Below are 16,793 nucleotides of genomic sequence, written 5' to 3'. Positions count from 1 at the left end.
AGTGTGCCACCCGTCACGGCCCGTCGTAGCGGTTCACAACCGAGTTCGTTCGTACCCCGTTCTTTACTTTTCGGTCGACTGTCAGCCACGTCGCTCGCTCACCACCCGGTACACGGCGTCGGCGTAGCCACCGCTGGCGTCGTCGAAGAACCGGTCGCGGACGGCGCGGCGCTCGGCCGCGTAGTCGTCGTCACCGTCGAGGCTCCGTTCCAGCGCGTCGAGCAGGTCGTCGAACGTCCGGACGGTCGGCCCGGCCGCCAGCTCCTCGTAGTCGTAGTAGAACCCCCGCCCGGCCCGGTACGCCTCCAGGTCGTACGCGTAGCGTATCACCGGTCTGTCGAGGAGCAGATAGTCGAACAACACCGACGAGTAGTCCGTGATCAGGCCGTCCGTCGCCGGTAACAGCGGGTAGACGTCGACGCCCGCGGGGAGTTCGAGCAGGTGGTCGAACGTCGAGAGGTCGGCGTCCAGCCGTTCCTTCGGGTGGAGTTTGACGACGAGATAGGCGTCGCGTTCGGCCAACACCCGTTCGAGCGCCGCGAAGTCGACGTGCTCGGACGCCCGCGCCGAGGGGTTCTCGCGGAACGTCGGCATGTAGAGCCACACCCGGTGTTCCTCCGCGAGACGCTGCACCCGCTGCAGCTCCGTCTCGTCGGTGCAGAGCGTCGCCCCCGGCACCGACTCGAAGAACACGTCGGTCCGCGGATAGCCCGTCACGACGAGTCGGTCGTCCGGGAGGCCGAACCCCGTCCGGAACGACTCGCGCGCGCCCGACCCGGTGAGCGAGACGAGGTCGTACTGGTCGTAGAGGTAGCGCGAGAGCGCTCGCACCGGTCGGGGGCGCTCGGCCAGTTCGGCGTCCCACGAGATGCGTTTCAGCGGGACGCCGTGCCAGAGCATCACGAGCGTCGACCCGCCGACGACGAAGCGGTTCACGTCCTTGAGGTTGTGCGTCAGAAAGACGGTTCCCGCGCGGAGTTGGAGCCAAACGCCGCGCGGGGAGAAGGCGTGGTACGCCTCGTAGCCGTGTCGCTGGAGTTCGCGGACGATCGCTCGGTTCTTCGTCACCCAGACGGGCCGAACGTCGGGTTTGTCGGCGGCGACCGAGAGGTAGAGATACTTGCTGTTCTCGCAGAAGTCGGCGCCGCCGCGCGCGCCGAACACCCACAGCGAGTCGTCGCGGCCGACCCGTCGGGTGACCGCGCCGACGACGGCGACGGCGACGGTCTCGAGGAACAGCGAGACGTAGTAGAGCCACCGTTGGCCGCGGGTTCGCCCCTCCGTGCCGTTCCCCTCGCGTACGTGGTCCGACTGGTCCGGCCGCTCGGATCGGTTCCGCTCGTCCGTCTTCGAGCCGTTCGCCTCCGGTTCGTCGCGTCCACCCGTGACCTCGCCGGGCGGCAGCTCCTCGTCTCGCATCCTCAGGCGAGTACCTCGTCCAGTTTTCGCTTGCTGAGTTCGAGATAGTCGGCGTCGAACGTGTACACTTCCGCGGAGACGGTTCCCGTCCAGTCGTCGAGAAGCGGCGCGAGAATCGTCTCGAAATCCGTGGTTCCGGAGCCGGTCGGGACGTGCTCGTCTCTCGGGCCGCGGGCGTCGTTGACGTGGACGTGCGAGACGCGGTCGCGGTGCGTGTCTAAGAACGCCGCCGACGCCTCGGCGTCCATCCCGTCGACGCGGGCGTGCCCCGTGTCGAACGTCATCGAGGCGTCGGTCTCCTCGAACACGCGGTCGAACTCGTGGACGGTGAACGAGACGCCGGGGAGGTTCTCGACACACACCTCGACGCCGACGTCTCGGCCGTGTTCGTCCAACTGTCGTACCGCGTCGAGCATCCGCGGGTGGGTCGTCTCGGCGTCCCACTCGGGGTACGTCGCGCGCGTGCTCGCGTGGAGGACGGCCTTCTCCGCGCCCATCTCCGCGGCGGCGTCGAGACACGCGCGGTGTTCGTCCAGCGCGGCGTCCCGGACTCCGTCGCGCGGCGTCCCGAGGTCGAGGTCGACGAACGGGAGGTGGACGAGCAGGTCGAGAGCGGCGTCGGAGACGGCGGCGGCGAACGACTCGCGGTCCAGTCGAGTTCGCTCCGTCGCGCCGTCCATGTACAGTTCGAGAAAGTCGAAGCCGAACGAGTCGGCCTGCTCGACAGCCTCGGACGCTGTCACGTCGCCCGAGTGCGTCTGCGTGACGAATCCGCATCTGATGTCGGTCATTGCCTGTTCAGCCCTGATTTCGTGTGCGGCCATATAGGTCAGGCGGTTGACTACTCGTCGGTCGCACTGAGTGACTCCGCGAGCGGACTGTCTCCGGCGGCGTACCGACTCGAACGCCGGACGCCCGTCGTCGCCGAACCCCGGAGCGTTTTTGCCGTCGTCGCCGAAGCCTCGTTCATGAAGACGACGGGCGGCAGCGACGAGGCGAAACGACGCGCGGGCGAGAGTGCGGCCGACCTCGTGGCCGACGGGATGGTCGTCGGACTCGGGACGGGCAGTACGGCGGCGCACGCGATTCGCGCGCTCGGACGAGCGGTCGACGCCGGACTCGACGTGCGCGGCGTCCCCACCTCGTTCGCGTCGCGGGAACTCGCCCGCGAAGTGGGCGTCCCGCTCGTCACGCTCGACGACGTCGACGGCGTCGACCTCGCTATCGACGGTGCGGACCAGGTGGCGGGGTTCGACCTCGTCAAGGGCGGCGGCGCGGCCCACGCCCGCGAGAAAGTCGTCGACACGTTCGCCGACCGGTTCGTCGTCGTCGCCGACCCCTCCAAACTCGCGGAGACGCTCTCGCACCCGGTTCCCGTGGAGGTGCTGCCGGACGCGCGCTCGACCGTCGCCGCCGCCGTCTCCGACGCCGGGGGCGACCCGGCGCTCCGGGAGGCCGAGCGGAAGGACGGGCCGGTCGTCACCGACAACGGCAACGTCGTGCTCGACTGCGAGTTCGGCGAGATAACCGACGTTGCGGCGCTGTCGCGGACGCTCTCGGCGGTCCCCGGCGTCGTCGAACACGGCCTGTTCGTCGGCCTCGCAGACGAGATTCACGTCGGTAGCGACGACGGCGTGCGCGTCGAGACGCGCTAACGCCGCCGCGTGCGACGCGCTACCGCTACCGCTCGCGGATACGACGCGACTCCGACCCGAACGCCGTCGCTCTCGGTCGCGGGCGCGAAAAAATGGTGGTTGCTCGCCGGACTTAGAGGTCGCGCGGCTGGACCGTCTTTCGGTCGTTAGCCTCGGCGCGACGGGCGGCGTCGTCGAGGAGCTCTTTGACTTCCTCGTCGAGCGCGTCGTAGAAGTCCGACGCGACGTTTTTGTCATCGAGCGCTTCCTTAACAGCTGCCTTGACGATAAGGTCTGCCATGCAAGCGTGGCTACCGGGGCCTTATTAATAAGATTTCCCAAATCGCGCTGTCAGCCCCCCACGCGGTCGTTCGCGACCAAATCCCCCGTTGGATTTAAGTACTCCCGGGTCGATGGGCCGGAAACGACAGTTACGAGTGCCCTGCGGGCGGAGCGTCGGCTATGCGAGACATTTTGGAATCAGTCGCGGCCGGCGAACTCTCGCCGGCGACGGCCGAGGCCCGACTGTCGGGCTACGCGAGTACCGACGCGGGGCGCTTCGACGCCGCCCGCGAGCACCGACGCGGCGTGCCGGAGGCGATTCTCGCAGACGGCAAAACGCCCGAGGAGACGGCGTCGCTCGTGCTCACGGCGCTCGAAACGACCGGCCGAGCGCTCGTCACCCGCACCGACGAGGCCGACGTCGCGGCCGTCCGCGCGCGCGTCGACGCGGAGGCCCCCGACGCGACAGTCGAGACCGACGAGCGCGCGCGGACACTCGTGGCGCGCGCGCCGGACCACGAGCGTCCGTCGCTCGATGCCACCGTCGCGGTCGTCACCGCCGGGACCTCCGACGCGGCAGCGGCGGGCGAGGCGACGACGGTGCTCCGCGAGATGGGCGCGACGGTCGACTGCATCGACGACGTGGGCGTCGCCAACATCGACCGCGTGCTCGACCAGCGCGAGGCGCTCCGCGCGGCCGACGTGCTCGTCGTCGCCGCCGGGCGGGAGGGAGCGCTGCCCACCGTCGTCGCCGGGATGGTCGACGCCCCCGTCATCGCGCTGCCCGTCGCCGTCGGCTACGGCTTCGGCGGCGATGGGGACGCGGCGCTCGCGGGGATGCTCCAGTCGTGTTCGGTGCTCTCTGTCGTCAACGTCGACGCCGGCTTCGTCGCGGGCGCGCAGGCCGGTCTCGTCGCGCGTGCCGTCTCCGCCGCGCGCGGGGCGTAGCGTTCGACCCCGCTCGTCCGCCGCGCGCACGTGCGCAACACTTTCATGTGCCTCGGTCACGTACGGCGAGACACCGGCTGACTGGTGGATGCCGGACCCGAACAATGCCAACCTGCGACCACTGCGGGTCGCACGTCTCCGAACGTTTCGCGCGGGTGTTTGCCGACGAGTACGGGCGTCTAATGGCCTGTCCAGCTTGCTCGGCGAACGCCGGTATCGCGGACGTCGCGCGACATCGCGCCCGCAACGCGTAACCACTGTCGGGTAACGAATCGATAACCACCACGCGAAGCCTTCTGCGCGGAACCGACGCCGTTTAGCGTCGCCGCTGCCTGCGTCGACTCGTGCACTACGTCTACGTCGTCGAGTGCGCCGACGGCAGTTACTACACCGGGTACACGACCGACGTGCAGCGCCGCGTCGAACAGCACAACGCCGGCGACGGCGCGAAGTACACCCGCGGACGGACCCCCGTCGAACTCGTCCACTCGGAGACGTACGCGTCGAAGTCGACGGCGATGAGCCGCGAGTACGAGATCAAACAGCTCTCGCGGCGACAGAAGGAACGACTCGTCGACGGCTGAGGTGGGCGGTGTCGGTTCGACCCGACGGCAGTTCGGCTATCTGCGCTCCGTTCGCGGAACCGAACGTTCGCTTCGAGCGTCGTGTCCCGTCTTTCTTCTAACCTCGCGCTGTAGCTCGACGCGACCGATGGCCGTCGTCACCGAACTCCACGTCGCGTCGGATTCGTTCCCGCTGGGGACGCTGCTCACCGCGAACGACGAGTTCCACGTCGAGTTCGAGCGCCTCGTCCCGGCGGGCGGACAGGTGCTCCCCATCTTCTGGGCGTGGGGCGGCGAGTTCGACTCGTTCGAGTCCCGCGTCCGTTCGAGTCGGTTCGTCGACGACCTGACTGTCGTCGAGCGCGTCCAGGGGCGGACGCTCTACTCCGTCGTCTGGAACTCCGACGTGTACGGCTTCGTCGACGGGTTGGCGGAGGCCAACGGCGTGATTCTCCACGCGCGCGGCTACGACGACCAGAGCTGGAACTTCCGTCTGTTGTTTCACTCCCACGAGCGGCTCTCGTCGTTTCACGACTACTTCCTGGCTCACGACGTTCCGTTCACGCTCGGTCGCTTACAGACGCTGAGCGAGGCGAACCTCCGCGACGAACGCATCGACTTGACGAACGAACAGCGCGAAGCGCTGTTTCTGGCGTTCGAGCGCGGCTACTTCGACTCGCCGAGTCGCGTGACGTTGACGGAACTCGCCGACGAACTCGAAATCACCCAGCAGGCGCTCTCACAGCGCATCCGCCGCGGCAACGAACAACTGCTCGAACACCTGTTCGCCGACGAACTGTACGCGTGACGCCGGCGGCGTCGACGGAAGTGGACAGGGACAGACGCGCTTGTTCGGGCGAGGCTCCGTCTTCGGAGTACCGCCGACCGCCGTCGACGACCGGTCGCCGCCGTCTCACAAGAGGGCCTTGTTGCAACTACCCGCCGGATTAACGGGCTCGATACCGTCACTGCATCCATGTCGGATGACGCGGTTCCTACCGACCCTCTGTCGAGGGTAATCCGAAGCCGAACAGTCTCCCGTACGGACGAGGAACTGCTCGACGCCTTCGCGGACCCGGTCCGCCGACGGACCCTCTCGTATCTGTACTCCGTGTCTCGGCCCGCCGTCTCGACGGCCGAACTCGCCGAACGGTGCGCCGACGCTGAGGACGCGGATCCCGAGGACGCGGACCCCGAAGCCGCAGAACGGCTCGAGCTCGCACTTCACCACACGCACCTTCCGAAACTCGACGACGCGGGGCTGCTCGACTACCGAGCCGGGGCGCGTGAGGTACGCGGACTCCACGAGGAGGCCGTCGAAGCGAGCGTCGCCCAGTTGACCGCCACGCTCTCCGACGTCGTCGCCACCGAACGGACGTACTGACGCCGACCGACGGCCCGAGCCGCTCACTGCGCTCGGGAACCTACTCGTTCGCGAACGGACTGTTTCCGGCGCTCACCTGTTTTGCGTGCTCGGCCACCGTCCGGCCGAGTTTCTCGATTCGCTCTTCGATAGCCTCGTCGACGAGTTCGTACGCCGGTTGGCCGTTCGCCGCCGGCTCCGCGCGGTCTTCGAACTTCTCGTAGGCCTTTCGGATGCCGACCTGGTGTGGGACGACGTAGCCGTGGACGCCGCGGACCGTGCTGCGCATGTGTTCGAGCGTGCTGCCGTAGGAGCCGCCGCCGGCCGTCGCCAGCAGGCCGACGACCGTATCCTCGTACTCGTCGAACGAGCAGTAGTCGTGGAAACTGCGGAACGCCGACGAGTACGAGCCGTGGTAGACGGGCGACCCCAGGAGGACGCCGTCGGCCTCGCGCATCCGACGCATCAGGTCGGCGGACTCGCCTTGCTCGTCCTCGTCGGGGTGGTACAGCGGGAGGTCGACCGCACCGAGGTCGATGAAGTCGGTCTCGACGCCGACGTCGGCGGCGGCGTTCAGGGCGTACTTCAGTGCCTCGCGGGTGTAGCTGCCGTCACGACGGCTCCCGGACACTGCGACGACGCGTGTCATTGATTTCGTTTGGATGCGGACGCTCAAAAGGACGTTGAACGCCCGCAGAATGGGTAACTACGCTGACATTCGGGGGGCCGTCGACGCCGCGGCGTTTCCCCCCGTCGCCCACCGTTTCGACTCGAAGCCTGCAGGTGGTTTTTTTGCCGCTGCCCGGGACGTAGCCGTATGGACGCGATCTCTTTCGGCACCGACGGATGGCGAGCGACGCTCGACACGTTCACCGACGACCGAGTCCGCATCGTCGGACAGGCAGTCGCCGACTACCTCCGCGACGAGGGGTACGACGACCCCGTCGCCGTGGGCTACGACGCCCGCGAGTCCTCGCCCGGTTTCGCCGAGAGCCTCGCCGAGGTGCTCGCGGACAACGGCTTCGACGTACTGCTGCCGGAGCGCGACTGCCCGACGCCCGTTCTCGCGTGGAACATCGTCTCGCGCGGCCTCTCGGGCGCGCTGATGGTGACGGCGTCGCACAACCCGCCGGAGTACAACGGCGTGAAGTTCATCCCCGAGGACGGCGCGCCCGCGCTCCCCGAGGTGACGACGGCCGTCGAGGAGCGCCTCGCCGAGCCGCGCGACCCCGTCGACGACCGCGGCGAGGTGCGGCGCGTCGACTTCGTCACCGAGCACGCCGAGCACGCCCGCGACCTCGTCGAAGCCGACCTCTCGGGGACGACCGTCGTCTACGACGCGATGCACGGCAGCGGCCGCGGCGTCACCGACGCCCTGCTCGAATCCGCCGGGGCCGAGGTGATCCGCCTCCGCTGCGACGACGACCCGACGTTCGGCGGCGAGTCGCCCGAGCCGAGCGAGGAACTACTCGGTGACCTCGTCGACGCCGTCTCCGAACGCGACGCGGCCCTCGGCATCGCCAACGACGGCGACGCCGACCGGCTCGCCGTCGTCACGCCCGAACGCGGCTTCCTCGACGAGAACCTCTTCTTCGCCGCGCTGTACGACGCGCTGCTCGAAGCGGACTCGGGCCCCGCGATTCGGACGGTGTCGACGACGTTCCTCATCGACCGCATCGCCGAGGCCCACGGCGAGGAAGTGTTCGAGACGGCGGTCGGCTTCAAGTGGGTCGCGCAGGCGATGGGCGAACACGACGCGCTCGTCGGCGGCGAGGAGTCGGGCGGCTTCAGCGTCCGCGGCCACATCCGCGAGAAAGACGGCGTCCTCGTCTCGCTTCTCGCGGCCGCCATCGCCGCCGAGGAGCCGTTCGACTCGCGGGTCGACCGCCTCGAAGCCGAACACGGCGAGATTCACGCCGACAAGGTGAGCGTCGACTGTCCCGACTCCGAGAAAGCCCGCGTCCTCGACGACCTCTCCGACGAGATTCCGGACGAGGTCGCGGGCCGCGAGGTGTCGAAAGTCGTCACGCTCGACGGGTTCAAACTGCTGCTCGAAGACGGGTCGTGGCTGCTCGTCCGCCCGAGCGGGACGGAGCCGAAGATGCGCGTCTACGCCGAGTCGGAGAGCGCCGACAGCGTCACCGACCTGCTCGTCGAGGGGCGGAAACTCGTCGCGTCCTTCGTCTGAGGGCGACCGATGTCTCGCAACCTCTCTGTCCGACCGGCCTCGAAGTCGGCGCTCGACTCCGTCGCGTCGATGCTCCGACGGGCCGGCCTCCCGGCGGACGACGTGCGGACCGCGCCCGCGCAGTTCTTCGTCGCCGCCGTCGACGGCGAGACCGTCGGCGTCAGCGGGGTCGAACTGCACGGGGACGCCGCCCTTCTCCGTTCGGTGACCGTCGAAGCGGACGCCCGCGGGAGGGGATACGGACGCGTCCTCGCCGCTGCGGCCGCCGACCACGCCGCGGAGCGGGACGTCGAGACGCTGTATCTCCTCACCGAGACCGCGGCCGGTTACTTCGAGTCGCTCGGTTTCCGACGGTGCGAACGAGACGACGCCCCCGCGCCGATACGGGAGACGACACAGTTCGCCGACCTCTGTCCCGAATCGGCCGTCTGCATGCGCGCTCAGACCGCGGCGGTCCTCGAAGCCGCCCGCGACGGCGGTCGGACCGATTAGTCGCGCGCGCGATTTCGCTTCTCTCCCCACAGTCGCCCGTTCCGCTCGCGTATCTCGAACCCCAGCGACTCGTAGAACTCGCGCACCCGCGGGTCGAACTCCGCCGTGAGGTGGCCGGTTCGAGAGAGCGCGTCGCGGACGAGCGCACCGCCTATCCCTTCGGCTCGGTGTTGTCGTCGAACCGCGACCGCTTCGACGTGGTCGTCGTCGCGGACGAGCGCGCCGACGACGTGGCCGCCCCGTTCGGCGACGAGTACCGAGTCGGTGCCGAGTCCGGCTTCGACCGTCTCGGCGTCGAGTTCGAGCACCGCGCCGTCGAGGACGCGCATCACGTCGACGAGTTCGTCGCCGTCGGCGACTCTGACAGTCGCCGCTCGCTCTCGGTCGGTCACGGCTGGCCCTCGGCGTCTCTCATCCGCCCTTGATGAGTCGAAGCACCTTCACCCGGTCGGCCTCGACGGGTTGGTCCTCGGGCACCGGCCGGCCGTCGACGAGCACCGACACCTCGTGGGGGCTGAGGCCGACGGCCGAGACGAGGTCGGCGTACGTCGCGTCGTCGTCGACGGCCACCTCGCGGCTCTCCTCCCCGACTATCTCCACGCTCACGTCCATACGCGCGGTGGGTTCCGGGGCGGTTTCAGCGTTTCCGTCCGGCGCTTTCCTCTCACCTCGCGGTCGTCTCGGGGAGTTTATGGGGCGACCGACTCCTTGCTATGGTATGAGCGAGGCCGAGGGAACGCCGGGTCGCGAAATCTGGATAGAGAAGTACCGCCCGCAGACGCTCGACGAGGTCGTCGGACAGGACCGAATCGTCGAGCGCCTCCAGAGCTACATCGAACAGCGCGACCTGCCGCACCTGCTGTTCGCGGGGCCGGCGGGCGTCGGGAAGACGACCTGCGCCACCGCCATCGCCCGCGAGGTGTACGGCGACGACTGGCGCGGCAACTTCCTGGAACTCAACGCCTCCGACGAACGCGGTATCGACGTGGTGCGCGACCGCATCAAGAACTTCGCGCGCGCCTCCTTCGGCGGCCACGACTACCGAATCATCTTCCTCGACGAGGCCGACTCGCTGACCAACGACGCCCAGTCGGCGCTGCGCCGGACGATGGAGCAGTTCGCCGACAACACCCGCTTCGTCCTCTCGTGCAACTACTCCTCGAAGATTATCGACCCCATCCAGTCGCGGTGCGCCGTCTTCCGGTTCTCGCCGCTGGGCGACGACGCCGTCGAGGAGACGGTCCGCCACATCGCCGAGACGGAGGGCATCGAGGTGACCGACGACGGCGTCGACGCGCTCGTCTACGCGGCCAACGGCGACATGCGCCGCGGCATCAACTCGCTGCAGGCGGCGGCGACGACCGGCGAGACGGTGGACGAGGAGGCGGTTTACGCTATCACCTCCACCGCCCGCCCCGAGGATATCGAGGAGATGGTGACGCGGGCGCTCGACGGCGATTTCGCGGCCGCGCGGTCGAAACTCGACCACCTGCTCACCGACGTGGGGATGGCCGGCGGCGACATCATCGACCAACTGCACCGTTCGGTGTGGGAGTTCGGTCTCGACGACCGCGCGGCGGTCCGCCTCATGGAACGCATCGGCGAGGCCGACTACCGCATCACCGAGGGCGCGAACGAACAGGTGCAGTTGGAGGCGCTTCTGGCGTCGCTGGCGCTCGACGACTGACCGCTCGTCTCGCCTCCGTCTCGCGTCCTCCGCGCGACGACACGTTTCTGCCACTGAGAACGTCAGCAGAATTTATATATCGACCCGTGGTATCCGGAAACGGGGTGGTGTCGATAGTCGGACACCGACGCCTCGGTGCGACAGTTGTCGTACCAAGTGCGTTTTTCTCGCGTTCACCGAGACGAGCCAGCGGCTCGTTCGTCTCGGGTCTCTCCGAACCGCTCACGTCTCGGGTTCGATGTTGATGTACGAGACGCGGTTGTCCGCCGCTTCGAGTTTCGACTTTATCTCCGCGATGTCCGCGTCGAGGTCGCCGGTGTCGAAGTCCTTGTCGAACTGCACCTCCGCGGTGACGAGCGCCTTCTGCGCCCCGACGAACACCGAGCGGAAACTGTCAATTCCCGTCACGCCCGGATGCTCGGCGATGACCGCTTCGAGCTTCTCTTCGACGTCCGACGGCAGACTCTCGCCGATGAGCAGACGCTTGTTCTCCCACGCCAGCGCGACGGCGAAGCCCATCAGCAGGAACCCGATGACGAGCGACGCGACGGCGTCGTAGATGGGTGCGTCGAGGAAGTACGACAGCAGCACACCGACGAGCGCGATGGCCGCACCGCCGAGCGCGATGGCGTCTTCGGTGTACGCCGTCAGCGTCGTCACGTCGCTGGTCCTGCGGAACGCCTCGGGGACGCCGCTCCAGCCGTACTCGTCTATCTGTCGCTGGAGTTCCCCGTTTGCTTTCACGAACGCATACGTCTCGAAGCCGATCGCGCCGACGAGGACGACGACGTTCACCCAGACGGAGTTGAAGCTAAATCCGAGAAAGTCGATTACCTGATACTCGGCTCCGTGTCCGGGATGCATGATAGCGCCGTAACCGTGTTTGAGGCTCTCCCATCCGGCGATACCGAACAGCATCACCGCGACGAGGAAACTGTAGAAAAACTGCGATTTGCCGTAGCCGAACGGGTGCTGTCTGCTCGGGTCTCTCCCGCTGTAGCGGATACCGACCAGCAGGAACACCTGATTACCGGTGTCGGAGATGGAGTGATACGTCTCGGAGAGCATCGAGGGACTGCCGGTCAGCAGATAGCCGAGAAACTTCATCACCGCGATCGCCCCGTTGGCTATCAGCGCGGCGATGACGACCGACTTGCTTCCTGCCATAGCCAACCGGTCACGGCGCTAACTAATAGCCGTTTTGCCCGCACCGGCAAGCCAGCGGGTGGTTTCAGTATCCACCGGCACTTACACCCGCTGTGCTCACCGTCGTCTCTGACACACACGCGACCGAATCGCATCGACTGCGAGGCAGAACGTTGCGGGCCGTCCGCGACGCCGAGATGGTCGTCCACGCCGGCGACTTCGTGACCGAGACGGTGCTCGACGCGTTCGTCGACGAGGCCGCGACGTTCCGCGGCGTCTGCGGCAACAACGACGACGCCGGGATTCGCCAGCGACTCCCCGCCGCCCGGACCGTCGAGTACGCCGGAGTCCGATTCGCGGTCACGCACACGCGTCGCGGCGGCGACACGGCGCTCACGCTGTTCGGACGCGAACGCGACGCCGACGCGGTCATCTTCGGCCACAGCCACCGGCCCGGGTTCGACGCGACGGGGCCGCTGGCGCTTCTGAACCCGGGCAGTCACGCCGAACCGCGCGGCTACCGAGCGGCGCACGCCGAGTTGACACCCGAAGGCGACGGCCTCCGTGGTCGTCTCTGCACGCCGGACGGCGACGTGTTCGAGACGTTCCGTATCGACCCGAGGTAACCGACGTAACCGCGGCTTTCGGGCGTTGAGGGTGAGAGGGAGGAGGGCGAACGGAGGGTCGGAGGGTTGGAGGGCCGCGAACCGCCTCGTCGGTCCGTTCGGTCAGCACGCGGACCGGCGCGACGTCGAGGGAAGACGACGGTCACGGTGGGCCGAAGCGAGGCGGTTGCACTCTCGTCTACCGGTCCAAGTGTCAAATACGCACCGTAAGGTCAAACGCCCGTTTCACCTATCGCCGCGAGCGGACGTACAGCGCGACCAGAAGCACCGCGACGCCGCCGAGAAAGAACAGAAACCCCGGCGAGGCGACGAGGACGTCGACGAGCGACTGCCCGCCGGCGTCGAAGACGCCGCCCGAAACCTCGGTCGCGGCGTCGGCGGCCGTCTGCGTCGTCGTTCCCCCGTCGTCGGCCGCCGTCGCCGTCTCGGCGTACGTCTCCGTCGCCGCGTCGGACCGGGCCGTCTCCGTCGGCGTCTGCGTCGCCGCACCCTCCTCGACAGTCGCCTCCGTCTGTACCCCGGCGGTCGTCCCGTCCGCGGTCTCGGTCGGTTCCGAGACCGTCACACTCTCGTTACCGTCGGCGCTCGCGTCGTACTCTCCGGCGTCGTCGCCCGCGTCGTCTCCTGTGTCGCTGCTGTCCGCGTCGTCTCCTGCGTCGCCGTCTGCACCACCTCCGCCGGTCGCACTGCCGCCATCACCCGCCTCCGCGGTGTACTCGCCGCTCTGTCCCTCCGCCCCGCCGTCGGACCCCATGGCGAACGGCGAGAACTCGGCGGTCGGGCCGCCGAGCAGTCGGTCGACGACGAGGCTGGCGACCCCGAGCACACCGACACCGCCGACGAGTCGAGAGAGGAGCGCCCGGAGCCCGTTCGTCTCCTCCTCGCGGCCGGCGACGACGACCAGGGCCCTGTCGGAGGGACCGTACACCTTCATCTCGCGGCCTTTCTCGGAGTAGGCGGTACCGACGACTTCGACGATACCCGCCTCTTCGAGACTGCCGAGGTGGTACTGGGCGTTCTGCAACGAGGTGTCCACGCGCTCGGCGAGGGCGGCGGGCGTCGTCGGTTCCTCGTGCAGCGCCGCGAGGACGCGTCGGGCAGTCCGCGACGACAGCGCCGAGAGCAGTTCGTCGGCGGCGTCGCTGTCGAGGCCGATGACACGCGGGTCGCCGGGGTCCGCGTCGGAGGTGTCGGGGCTGGAGGGCAACAGACCGGCCATCTACCCCCGATTCCGAGGCGGTACACAAGAGCGTTCCCCCTCACCTCGGCGTCTCCTCGTCCCTCCCGGGCGAAACGGCTATAGGGCCGCCGCGGCGAGTGGTCGCTATGTCCGATTCGTCGTCCGTCGTCGTCCAGGGCTCCCTCGTCGACACCGTCGTCGACGCGCTCGGTAACGACCCGGTGTTCGTCGGTCTCGTCGTCGCCATGTTGCTCTTCGTCTTCTTCGCGTATCTCTTCGTCCGGCGGACGGTCACCGGTCTCCAGCAGGGGTACCAGGAAGGACGCCGACGCTGATCCGACCCGTGTCACCGACGAGACGAGTTCGTGCCGAAACTCGCCGGTTCCCGGTAGGCACTTGTAAACTGCGCGCGCAGGAGAGACCAGAATGGTAGCCGTCGAAACCCTCGCGACGTTCGTCGTAGCGGCCATCGCCAGCCTGTTCATGGCGTGGGCCATCGGTGCCGGGTCGTCGGGGTCGACGCCGTTCGCCCCCGCCGTCGGAGCCAACGCCATCTCCGTGATGCGGGCGGGCTTCATCGTCGGCATCCTGGGGTTCGCCGGGGCCGTATTGCAGGGCGCGAGCGTCACCGAGGCGGTCGGCACGGAGCTCATCGTCGGCGTCCAACTGTCGGCCATCGCGGCGATAGTCGGACTGCTGACCGCCGCGGCGCTCGTCGCCGTCGGCGTCTTCACCGGCTACCCCATCGCCACGGCGTTCACCGTCACCGGCGCCGTCGTCGGCGTGGGGCTCGCTCTCGGCGGCGCTCCCGCGTGGGCGAAGTACCAGGAAATCGTGGCGCTGTGGGTTCTCACGCCGTTCGTCGGCGGCGGCATCGCCTACGCGACGGCCAAGACCCTCCGGTCCGAACGTGTCGCCGAACGGACCGCCGTACCGTTCCTCGCGGGCCTCGTCGGCGCGCTCGTCGCCAACGTCCAGTTCTCGGTGCTTGGTCCGGGGAGCGCCGGGGCGAGCATCGCAACCGCCGCGGCGACCCGACTCGGCATCCCGTCGGTGTCCGGCGTTCCCGTCGGCCGTCTCGTCGTGACACTCGCCCTCGCGGCGCTCGTCACCGCCGCGCTGTACCGGGAGATGCGACGCGACGCCGCCGCCGGCCAGCGACGGTTCCTCCTGGCGCTCGGCGGCCTCGTCGCCTTCTCGGCCGGCGGCAGTCAGGTCGGCCTCGCCATCGGACCGCTCGTGCCGCTCCTGGGCCCGGCGACGCCGATTCCGCTGGTCGTCGTCCTGGTCGGCGGGGGTCTCGGGCTCCTGGCCGGGTCGTGGACGGGCGCGCCGCGGATGATAAAAGCCATCGCACAGGACTACTCCTCGCTCGGGCCGCGGCGCTCCATCGCGGCGCTCATCCCCTCGTTCGCCATCGCGCAGGCGGCCGTCGCCTTCGGCATCCCCGTCTCGTTCAACGAGATCATCGTCAGCGCCATCATCGGCAGCGGCTACGCCGCCGGCGGGAGCGGCGTGAGTCGGCAGAAGATGCTGTACACGGTGCTGGCGTGGGTCGGGTCGCTGGCGCTGGCACTCGCGTTAGGGTACGGAATCTTCACCGGCGTCGACCTGCTCTTGTCGCCCTGAGACCGTCTCTCCGTCGCTGTCGCCCCCGATACCGTCCTCGGCGTCCGCCGAGACGACGGCGGTAGACTCGGCGGCGCCAGCGCGACTCCGACGTCTGCGGCCCCGGACTGGATTACGACGGTTGGGAGTGTCGTCGACGTTCGTCGGGTGGCGGCCGATGAGCCGTCGCGGTCGGTCCGGGTACCGTCCCCGTCGTCGCCCGACACGTACTACGTTCGACTCGGTTGGTCGGTTTCGGAGGGCTGTTCGTGGTCTCCCTCTTGCTCGGCCTCTTCCTCGTTCTCGGTCGTCGGCGACTCCGGTTTCGTGATGCGCGCGCGCATGATGCGGGTGTTGTCGACCTCTTCGATGTGGATGACGACGCCGTCGTACTCGATCTTCTCGCCCTCTTCGACGAGGCGACCCGCGCGGTTGAAGATGAAGCCCGCGAGCGTCTCGAACTCCTCGCCCTCCGGGAGTTCGAGTTCCAACACTTCGTTCACCTCGTCTATGTTGACCTCGCCGCGGACGAGCGTCGTCCGCTCGTCGACGGGGTCGAACGCCTCCTCCTCGTCGCCTTCGAGGATGTCGCCGACGATCTCCTCGGCGACATCTTCGAGCGTGATGATGCCCTCGGTGGTGCCGAACTCGTCGATGACGACGACCATCTGGAGGCGGTTGTCCTGCATCTCCGCCAGCAGTTCGTCGACGTTCTTCGACTCGGGGACGTGCAGCGTCGGGTTGACCACGTCGCTCAGGCCGTTACCGCCCTCGCCGTAGTGCTGCTCGCGGACGAGGTCGCGGACGTTGACGATACCGATGATGTTGTCGAGGTTGCCGTCGTAGACGGGGATACGCTCGTGGTCGGCCTGCACGCACGTCTCGATGGCCTCCTCGATGGTCGCGTCCTTCGGGACGGCGGTCACGTCGAGACGCGGCGTCATCACCTCCTTGGCGATAGTACTGGTGAAGCGGAAGATGCGGTCGAGCATCTCGCGCTCCTCCTCCTCGATGACGCCCTCGCGCTCGCCCGTCTCGATCATGTCCTGAATCTCGTCGCGGGTGATGTACGACGACTCGATGGAGGACTGCCCGCCGGTGAATTTGTTGATAGTCCGCGTGAGATAGTCGAAGAACACCACCAGCGGGTAGAGGACGTACTCGGAGTACTTCAGCGGGCGAGCGATACGCAGCGCCCACGACTCGGTGTTCTCGACCGCGTAGGACTTCGGCGCGCTCTCGCCGAACAGCAACACGAGCGTCGTGATGCCGAGCGTCGAGATGAGCACGGACTCGAGGCCGCTGAAGTTGTAGTACGACAGCAACCCGGTGGTGATCGAGGACATCGCGATGTTGACGATGTTGTTGCCGACGAGAATCGTCACCAAGAGCCGGTGTGGGTTCTCCTTTAGCGCCTGCACCGTCTCCGCGTTCGGGACGTTGTCCTCGACGAGCGAATCGACGCGGTGTTTCGCCAGCGAGAACATCGCTATCTCCGACGAGGAGAAGAACGCCGAGAGCGTGACGAGAATCCCGATGGTGACGACACCGGCGACGGCGACAGTCGTCGAGTTGATCGGGATAGGACCAATCGCCTGCGCGGGTTGATGAGGCGGAAAATAGGCCGTGTGTAGCAGCGGCAAACCCATGTGACACG

Annotated in this window: 21 protein-coding genes; 12 read left to right on the top strand and 9 right to left on the bottom strand. The window is 68.0% G+C overall.

Annotation, left to right across the window (positions count from 1 at the left end; all coding sequences use genetic code 11):
- Positions 1-81: 81 nt before the first annotated feature.
- The gene (locus tag DV709_RS08100; protein ID WP_117593495.1) at positions 82-1,419 is read right to left on the bottom strand and encodes a CDP-glycerol glycerophosphotransferase family protein; all 1,338 of its coding nucleotides are present in this window, start codon (positions 1,417-1,419) and stop codon (positions 82-84) included.
- Positions 1,420-1,421: 2 nt separating this feature from the next.
- Positions 1,422-2,210, bottom strand: coding sequence for a sugar phosphate isomerase/epimerase family protein (locus tag DV709_RS08095; RefSeq protein ID WP_117593493.1), 789 nt, complete (start codon positions 2,208-2,210; stop codon positions 1,422-1,424).
- Between the two features lie 177 nt (positions 2,211-2,387).
- On the opposite strand from DV709_RS08095, the gene rpiA reads away from it, so the two are divergent.
- The gene (gene rpiA, locus DV709_RS08090; protein ID WP_117593491.1) at positions 2,388-3,074 is read left to right on the top strand and encodes a ribose-5-phosphate isomerase RpiA; all 687 of its coding nucleotides are present in this window, start codon (positions 2,388-2,390) and stop codon (positions 3,072-3,074) included.
- A 112-nt stretch (positions 3,075-3,186) separates the two neighbouring features.
- Here the strand turns inward: rpiA and DV709_RS08085 are convergent, their stop codons facing one another.
- The gene (locus DV709_RS08085; protein ID WP_058583225.1) at positions 3,187-3,354 is read right to left on the bottom strand and encodes a DUF1931 family protein; all 168 of its coding nucleotides are present in this window, start codon (positions 3,352-3,354) and stop codon (positions 3,187-3,189) included.
- A gap of 161 nt (positions 3,355-3,515) precedes the next feature.
- Here DV709_RS08085 and larB point away from each other — a divergent pair, with 161 nt between their 5' ends.
- The 5 genes from larB (at position 3,516) to DV709_RS08065 (ending at position 6,230) form a co-directional block, all read left to right on the top strand.
- Positions 3,516-4,283, top strand: coding sequence for a nickel pincer cofactor biosynthesis protein LarB (gene larB / locus DV709_RS08080; protein ID WP_117593489.1), 768 nt, complete (start codon positions 3,516-3,518; stop codon positions 4,281-4,283).
- A gap of 104 nt (positions 4,284-4,387) precedes the next feature.
- On the top strand, positions 4,388-4,537 hold the full coding sequence (locus DV709_RS18490; protein WP_449272242.1) for a DUF7563 family protein: 150 nt from the start codon (positions 4,388-4,390) through the stop codon (positions 4,535-4,537).
- Positions 4,538-4,627: 90 nt separating this feature from the next.
- The gene (locus DV709_RS08075; RefSeq protein WP_117593487.1) at positions 4,628-4,867 is read left to right on the top strand and encodes a GIY-YIG nuclease family protein; all 240 of its coding nucleotides are present in this window, start codon (positions 4,628-4,630) and stop codon (positions 4,865-4,867) included.
- Between the two features lie 127 nt (positions 4,868-4,994).
- A complete protein-coding gene (locus DV709_RS08070; RefSeq protein WP_117593485.1) occupies positions 4,995-5,654 on the top strand; it encodes a helix-turn-helix domain-containing protein in 660 nt (219 codons plus the stop codon).
- A gap of 168 nt (positions 5,655-5,822) precedes the next feature.
- Positions 5,823-6,230, top strand: a complete 408-nt coding sequence (locus tag DV709_RS08065; protein ID WP_117593483.1) for a DUF7344 domain-containing protein — start codon at positions 5,823-5,825, stop codon at positions 6,228-6,230.
- 40 nt (positions 6,231-6,270) lie between these two features.
- Here the strand turns inward: DV709_RS08065 and DV709_RS08060 are convergent, their stop codons facing one another.
- On the bottom strand, positions 6,271-6,858 hold the full coding sequence (locus tag DV709_RS08060) for an NADPH-dependent FMN reductase (protein ID WP_117593481.1): 588 nt from the start codon (positions 6,856-6,858) through the stop codon (positions 6,271-6,273).
- 168 nt (positions 6,859-7,026) lie between these two features.
- Here DV709_RS08060 and DV709_RS08055 point away from each other — a divergent pair, with 168 nt between their 5' ends.
- Both DV709_RS08055 and arsN2 read left to right on the top strand, forming a co-directional pair.
- The gene (locus DV709_RS08055) at positions 7,027-8,397 is read left to right on the top strand and encodes a phosphoglucomutase/phosphomannomutase family protein (RefSeq protein ID WP_117593479.1); all 1,371 of its coding nucleotides are present in this window, start codon (positions 7,027-7,029) and stop codon (positions 8,395-8,397) included.
- Positions 8,398-8,406: 9 nt separating this feature from the next.
- On the top strand, positions 8,407-8,889 hold the full coding sequence (arsN2, locus tag DV709_RS08050; protein WP_117593477.1) for an arsenic resistance N-acetyltransferase ArsN2: 483 nt from the start codon (positions 8,407-8,409) through the stop codon (positions 8,887-8,889).
- On the opposite strand, the gene DV709_RS08045 is transcribed toward arsN2, so the two are convergent.
- Together DV709_RS08045 and samp2 are read right to left on the bottom strand one after the other, a co-directional pair.
- Entirely contained in the window at positions 8,886-9,281 is a 396-nt protein-coding gene (locus tag DV709_RS08045; protein WP_332871834.1) for a GNAT family N-acetyltransferase, read from the bottom strand. The two genes, arsN2 and DV709_RS08045, sit on opposite strands and share 4 nt — an antisense overlap.
- Positions 9,282-9,300: 19 nt before the next feature.
- Positions 9,301-9,501 (bottom strand): ubiquitin-like small modifier protein SAMP2, encoded by a 201-nt coding sequence (samp2, locus tag DV709_RS08040; RefSeq protein ID WP_117593475.1) that lies wholly within the window; start codon positions 9,499-9,501, stop codon positions 9,301-9,303.
- Between the two features lie 106 nt (positions 9,502-9,607).
- On the opposite strand from samp2, the gene DV709_RS08035 reads away from it, so the two are divergent.
- Positions 9,608-10,576 carry a replication factor C small subunit gene (locus DV709_RS08035; protein ID WP_117593473.1) on the top strand — a complete coding sequence of 323 codons (969 nt, stop codon included), beginning with the start codon at positions 9,608-9,610 and terminating at the stop codon, positions 10,574-10,576.
- 222 nt (positions 10,577-10,798) lie between these two features.
- Here DV709_RS08035 and DV709_RS08030 read toward each other — a convergent pair whose 3' ends face one another.
- Positions 10,799-11,743, bottom strand: a complete 945-nt coding sequence (locus tag DV709_RS08030; protein WP_117593471.1) for a cation diffusion facilitator family transporter — start codon at positions 11,741-11,743, stop codon at positions 10,799-10,801.
- Positions 11,744-11,835: 92 nt separating this feature from the next.
- Here DV709_RS08030 and DV709_RS08025 point away from each other — a divergent pair, with 92 nt between their 5' ends.
- Positions 11,836-12,348, top strand: a complete 513-nt coding sequence (locus tag DV709_RS08025; protein WP_117593469.1) for a metallophosphoesterase — start codon at positions 11,836-11,838, stop codon at positions 12,346-12,348.
- Positions 12,349-12,577: 229 nt separating this feature from the next.
- Here DV709_RS08025 and DV709_RS08020 read toward each other — a convergent pair whose 3' ends face one another.
- Positions 12,578-13,567 (bottom strand): ArsR/SmtB family transcription factor, encoded by a 990-nt coding sequence (locus tag DV709_RS08020; protein WP_117593467.1) that lies wholly within the window; start codon positions 13,565-13,567, stop codon positions 12,578-12,580.
- Between the two features lie 107 nt (positions 13,568-13,674).
- On the opposite strand from DV709_RS08020, the gene DV709_RS08015 reads away from it, so the two are divergent.
- Together DV709_RS08015 and DV709_RS08010 are read left to right on the top strand one after the other, a co-directional pair.
- Positions 13,675-13,863 (top strand): DUF7859 family protein, encoded by a 189-nt coding sequence (locus DV709_RS08015; protein WP_117593465.1) that lies wholly within the window; start codon positions 13,675-13,677, stop codon positions 13,861-13,863.
- A gap of 91 nt (positions 13,864-13,954) precedes the next feature.
- Positions 13,955-15,157: an inorganic phosphate transporter gene (locus tag DV709_RS08010; protein ID WP_117593463.1), complete on the top strand. Its 1,203-nt coding sequence runs from the start codon at positions 13,955-13,957 to the stop codon at positions 15,155-15,157.
- 209 nt (positions 15,158-15,366) lie between these two features.
- Here the strand turns inward: DV709_RS08010 and DV709_RS08005 are convergent, their stop codons facing one another.
- Entirely contained in the window at positions 15,367-16,785 is a 1,419-nt protein-coding gene (locus DV709_RS08005) for a hemolysin family protein (RefSeq protein ID WP_117593461.1), read from the bottom strand.
- Between the last annotated feature and the right edge of the window lie 8 nt (positions 16,786-16,793).

The sequence above is a fragment of the Haloprofundus halophilus genome (assembly GCF_003439925.1).
In the GTDB taxonomy this organism is placed as follows: domain Archaea; phylum Halobacteriota; class Halobacteria; order Halobacteriales; family Haloferacaceae; genus Haloprofundus; species Haloprofundus halophilus.
The sequence above is the reverse complement of the archived record's forward strand: the minus strand, read 5'-3'. Positions and strand labels throughout refer to the sequence as shown.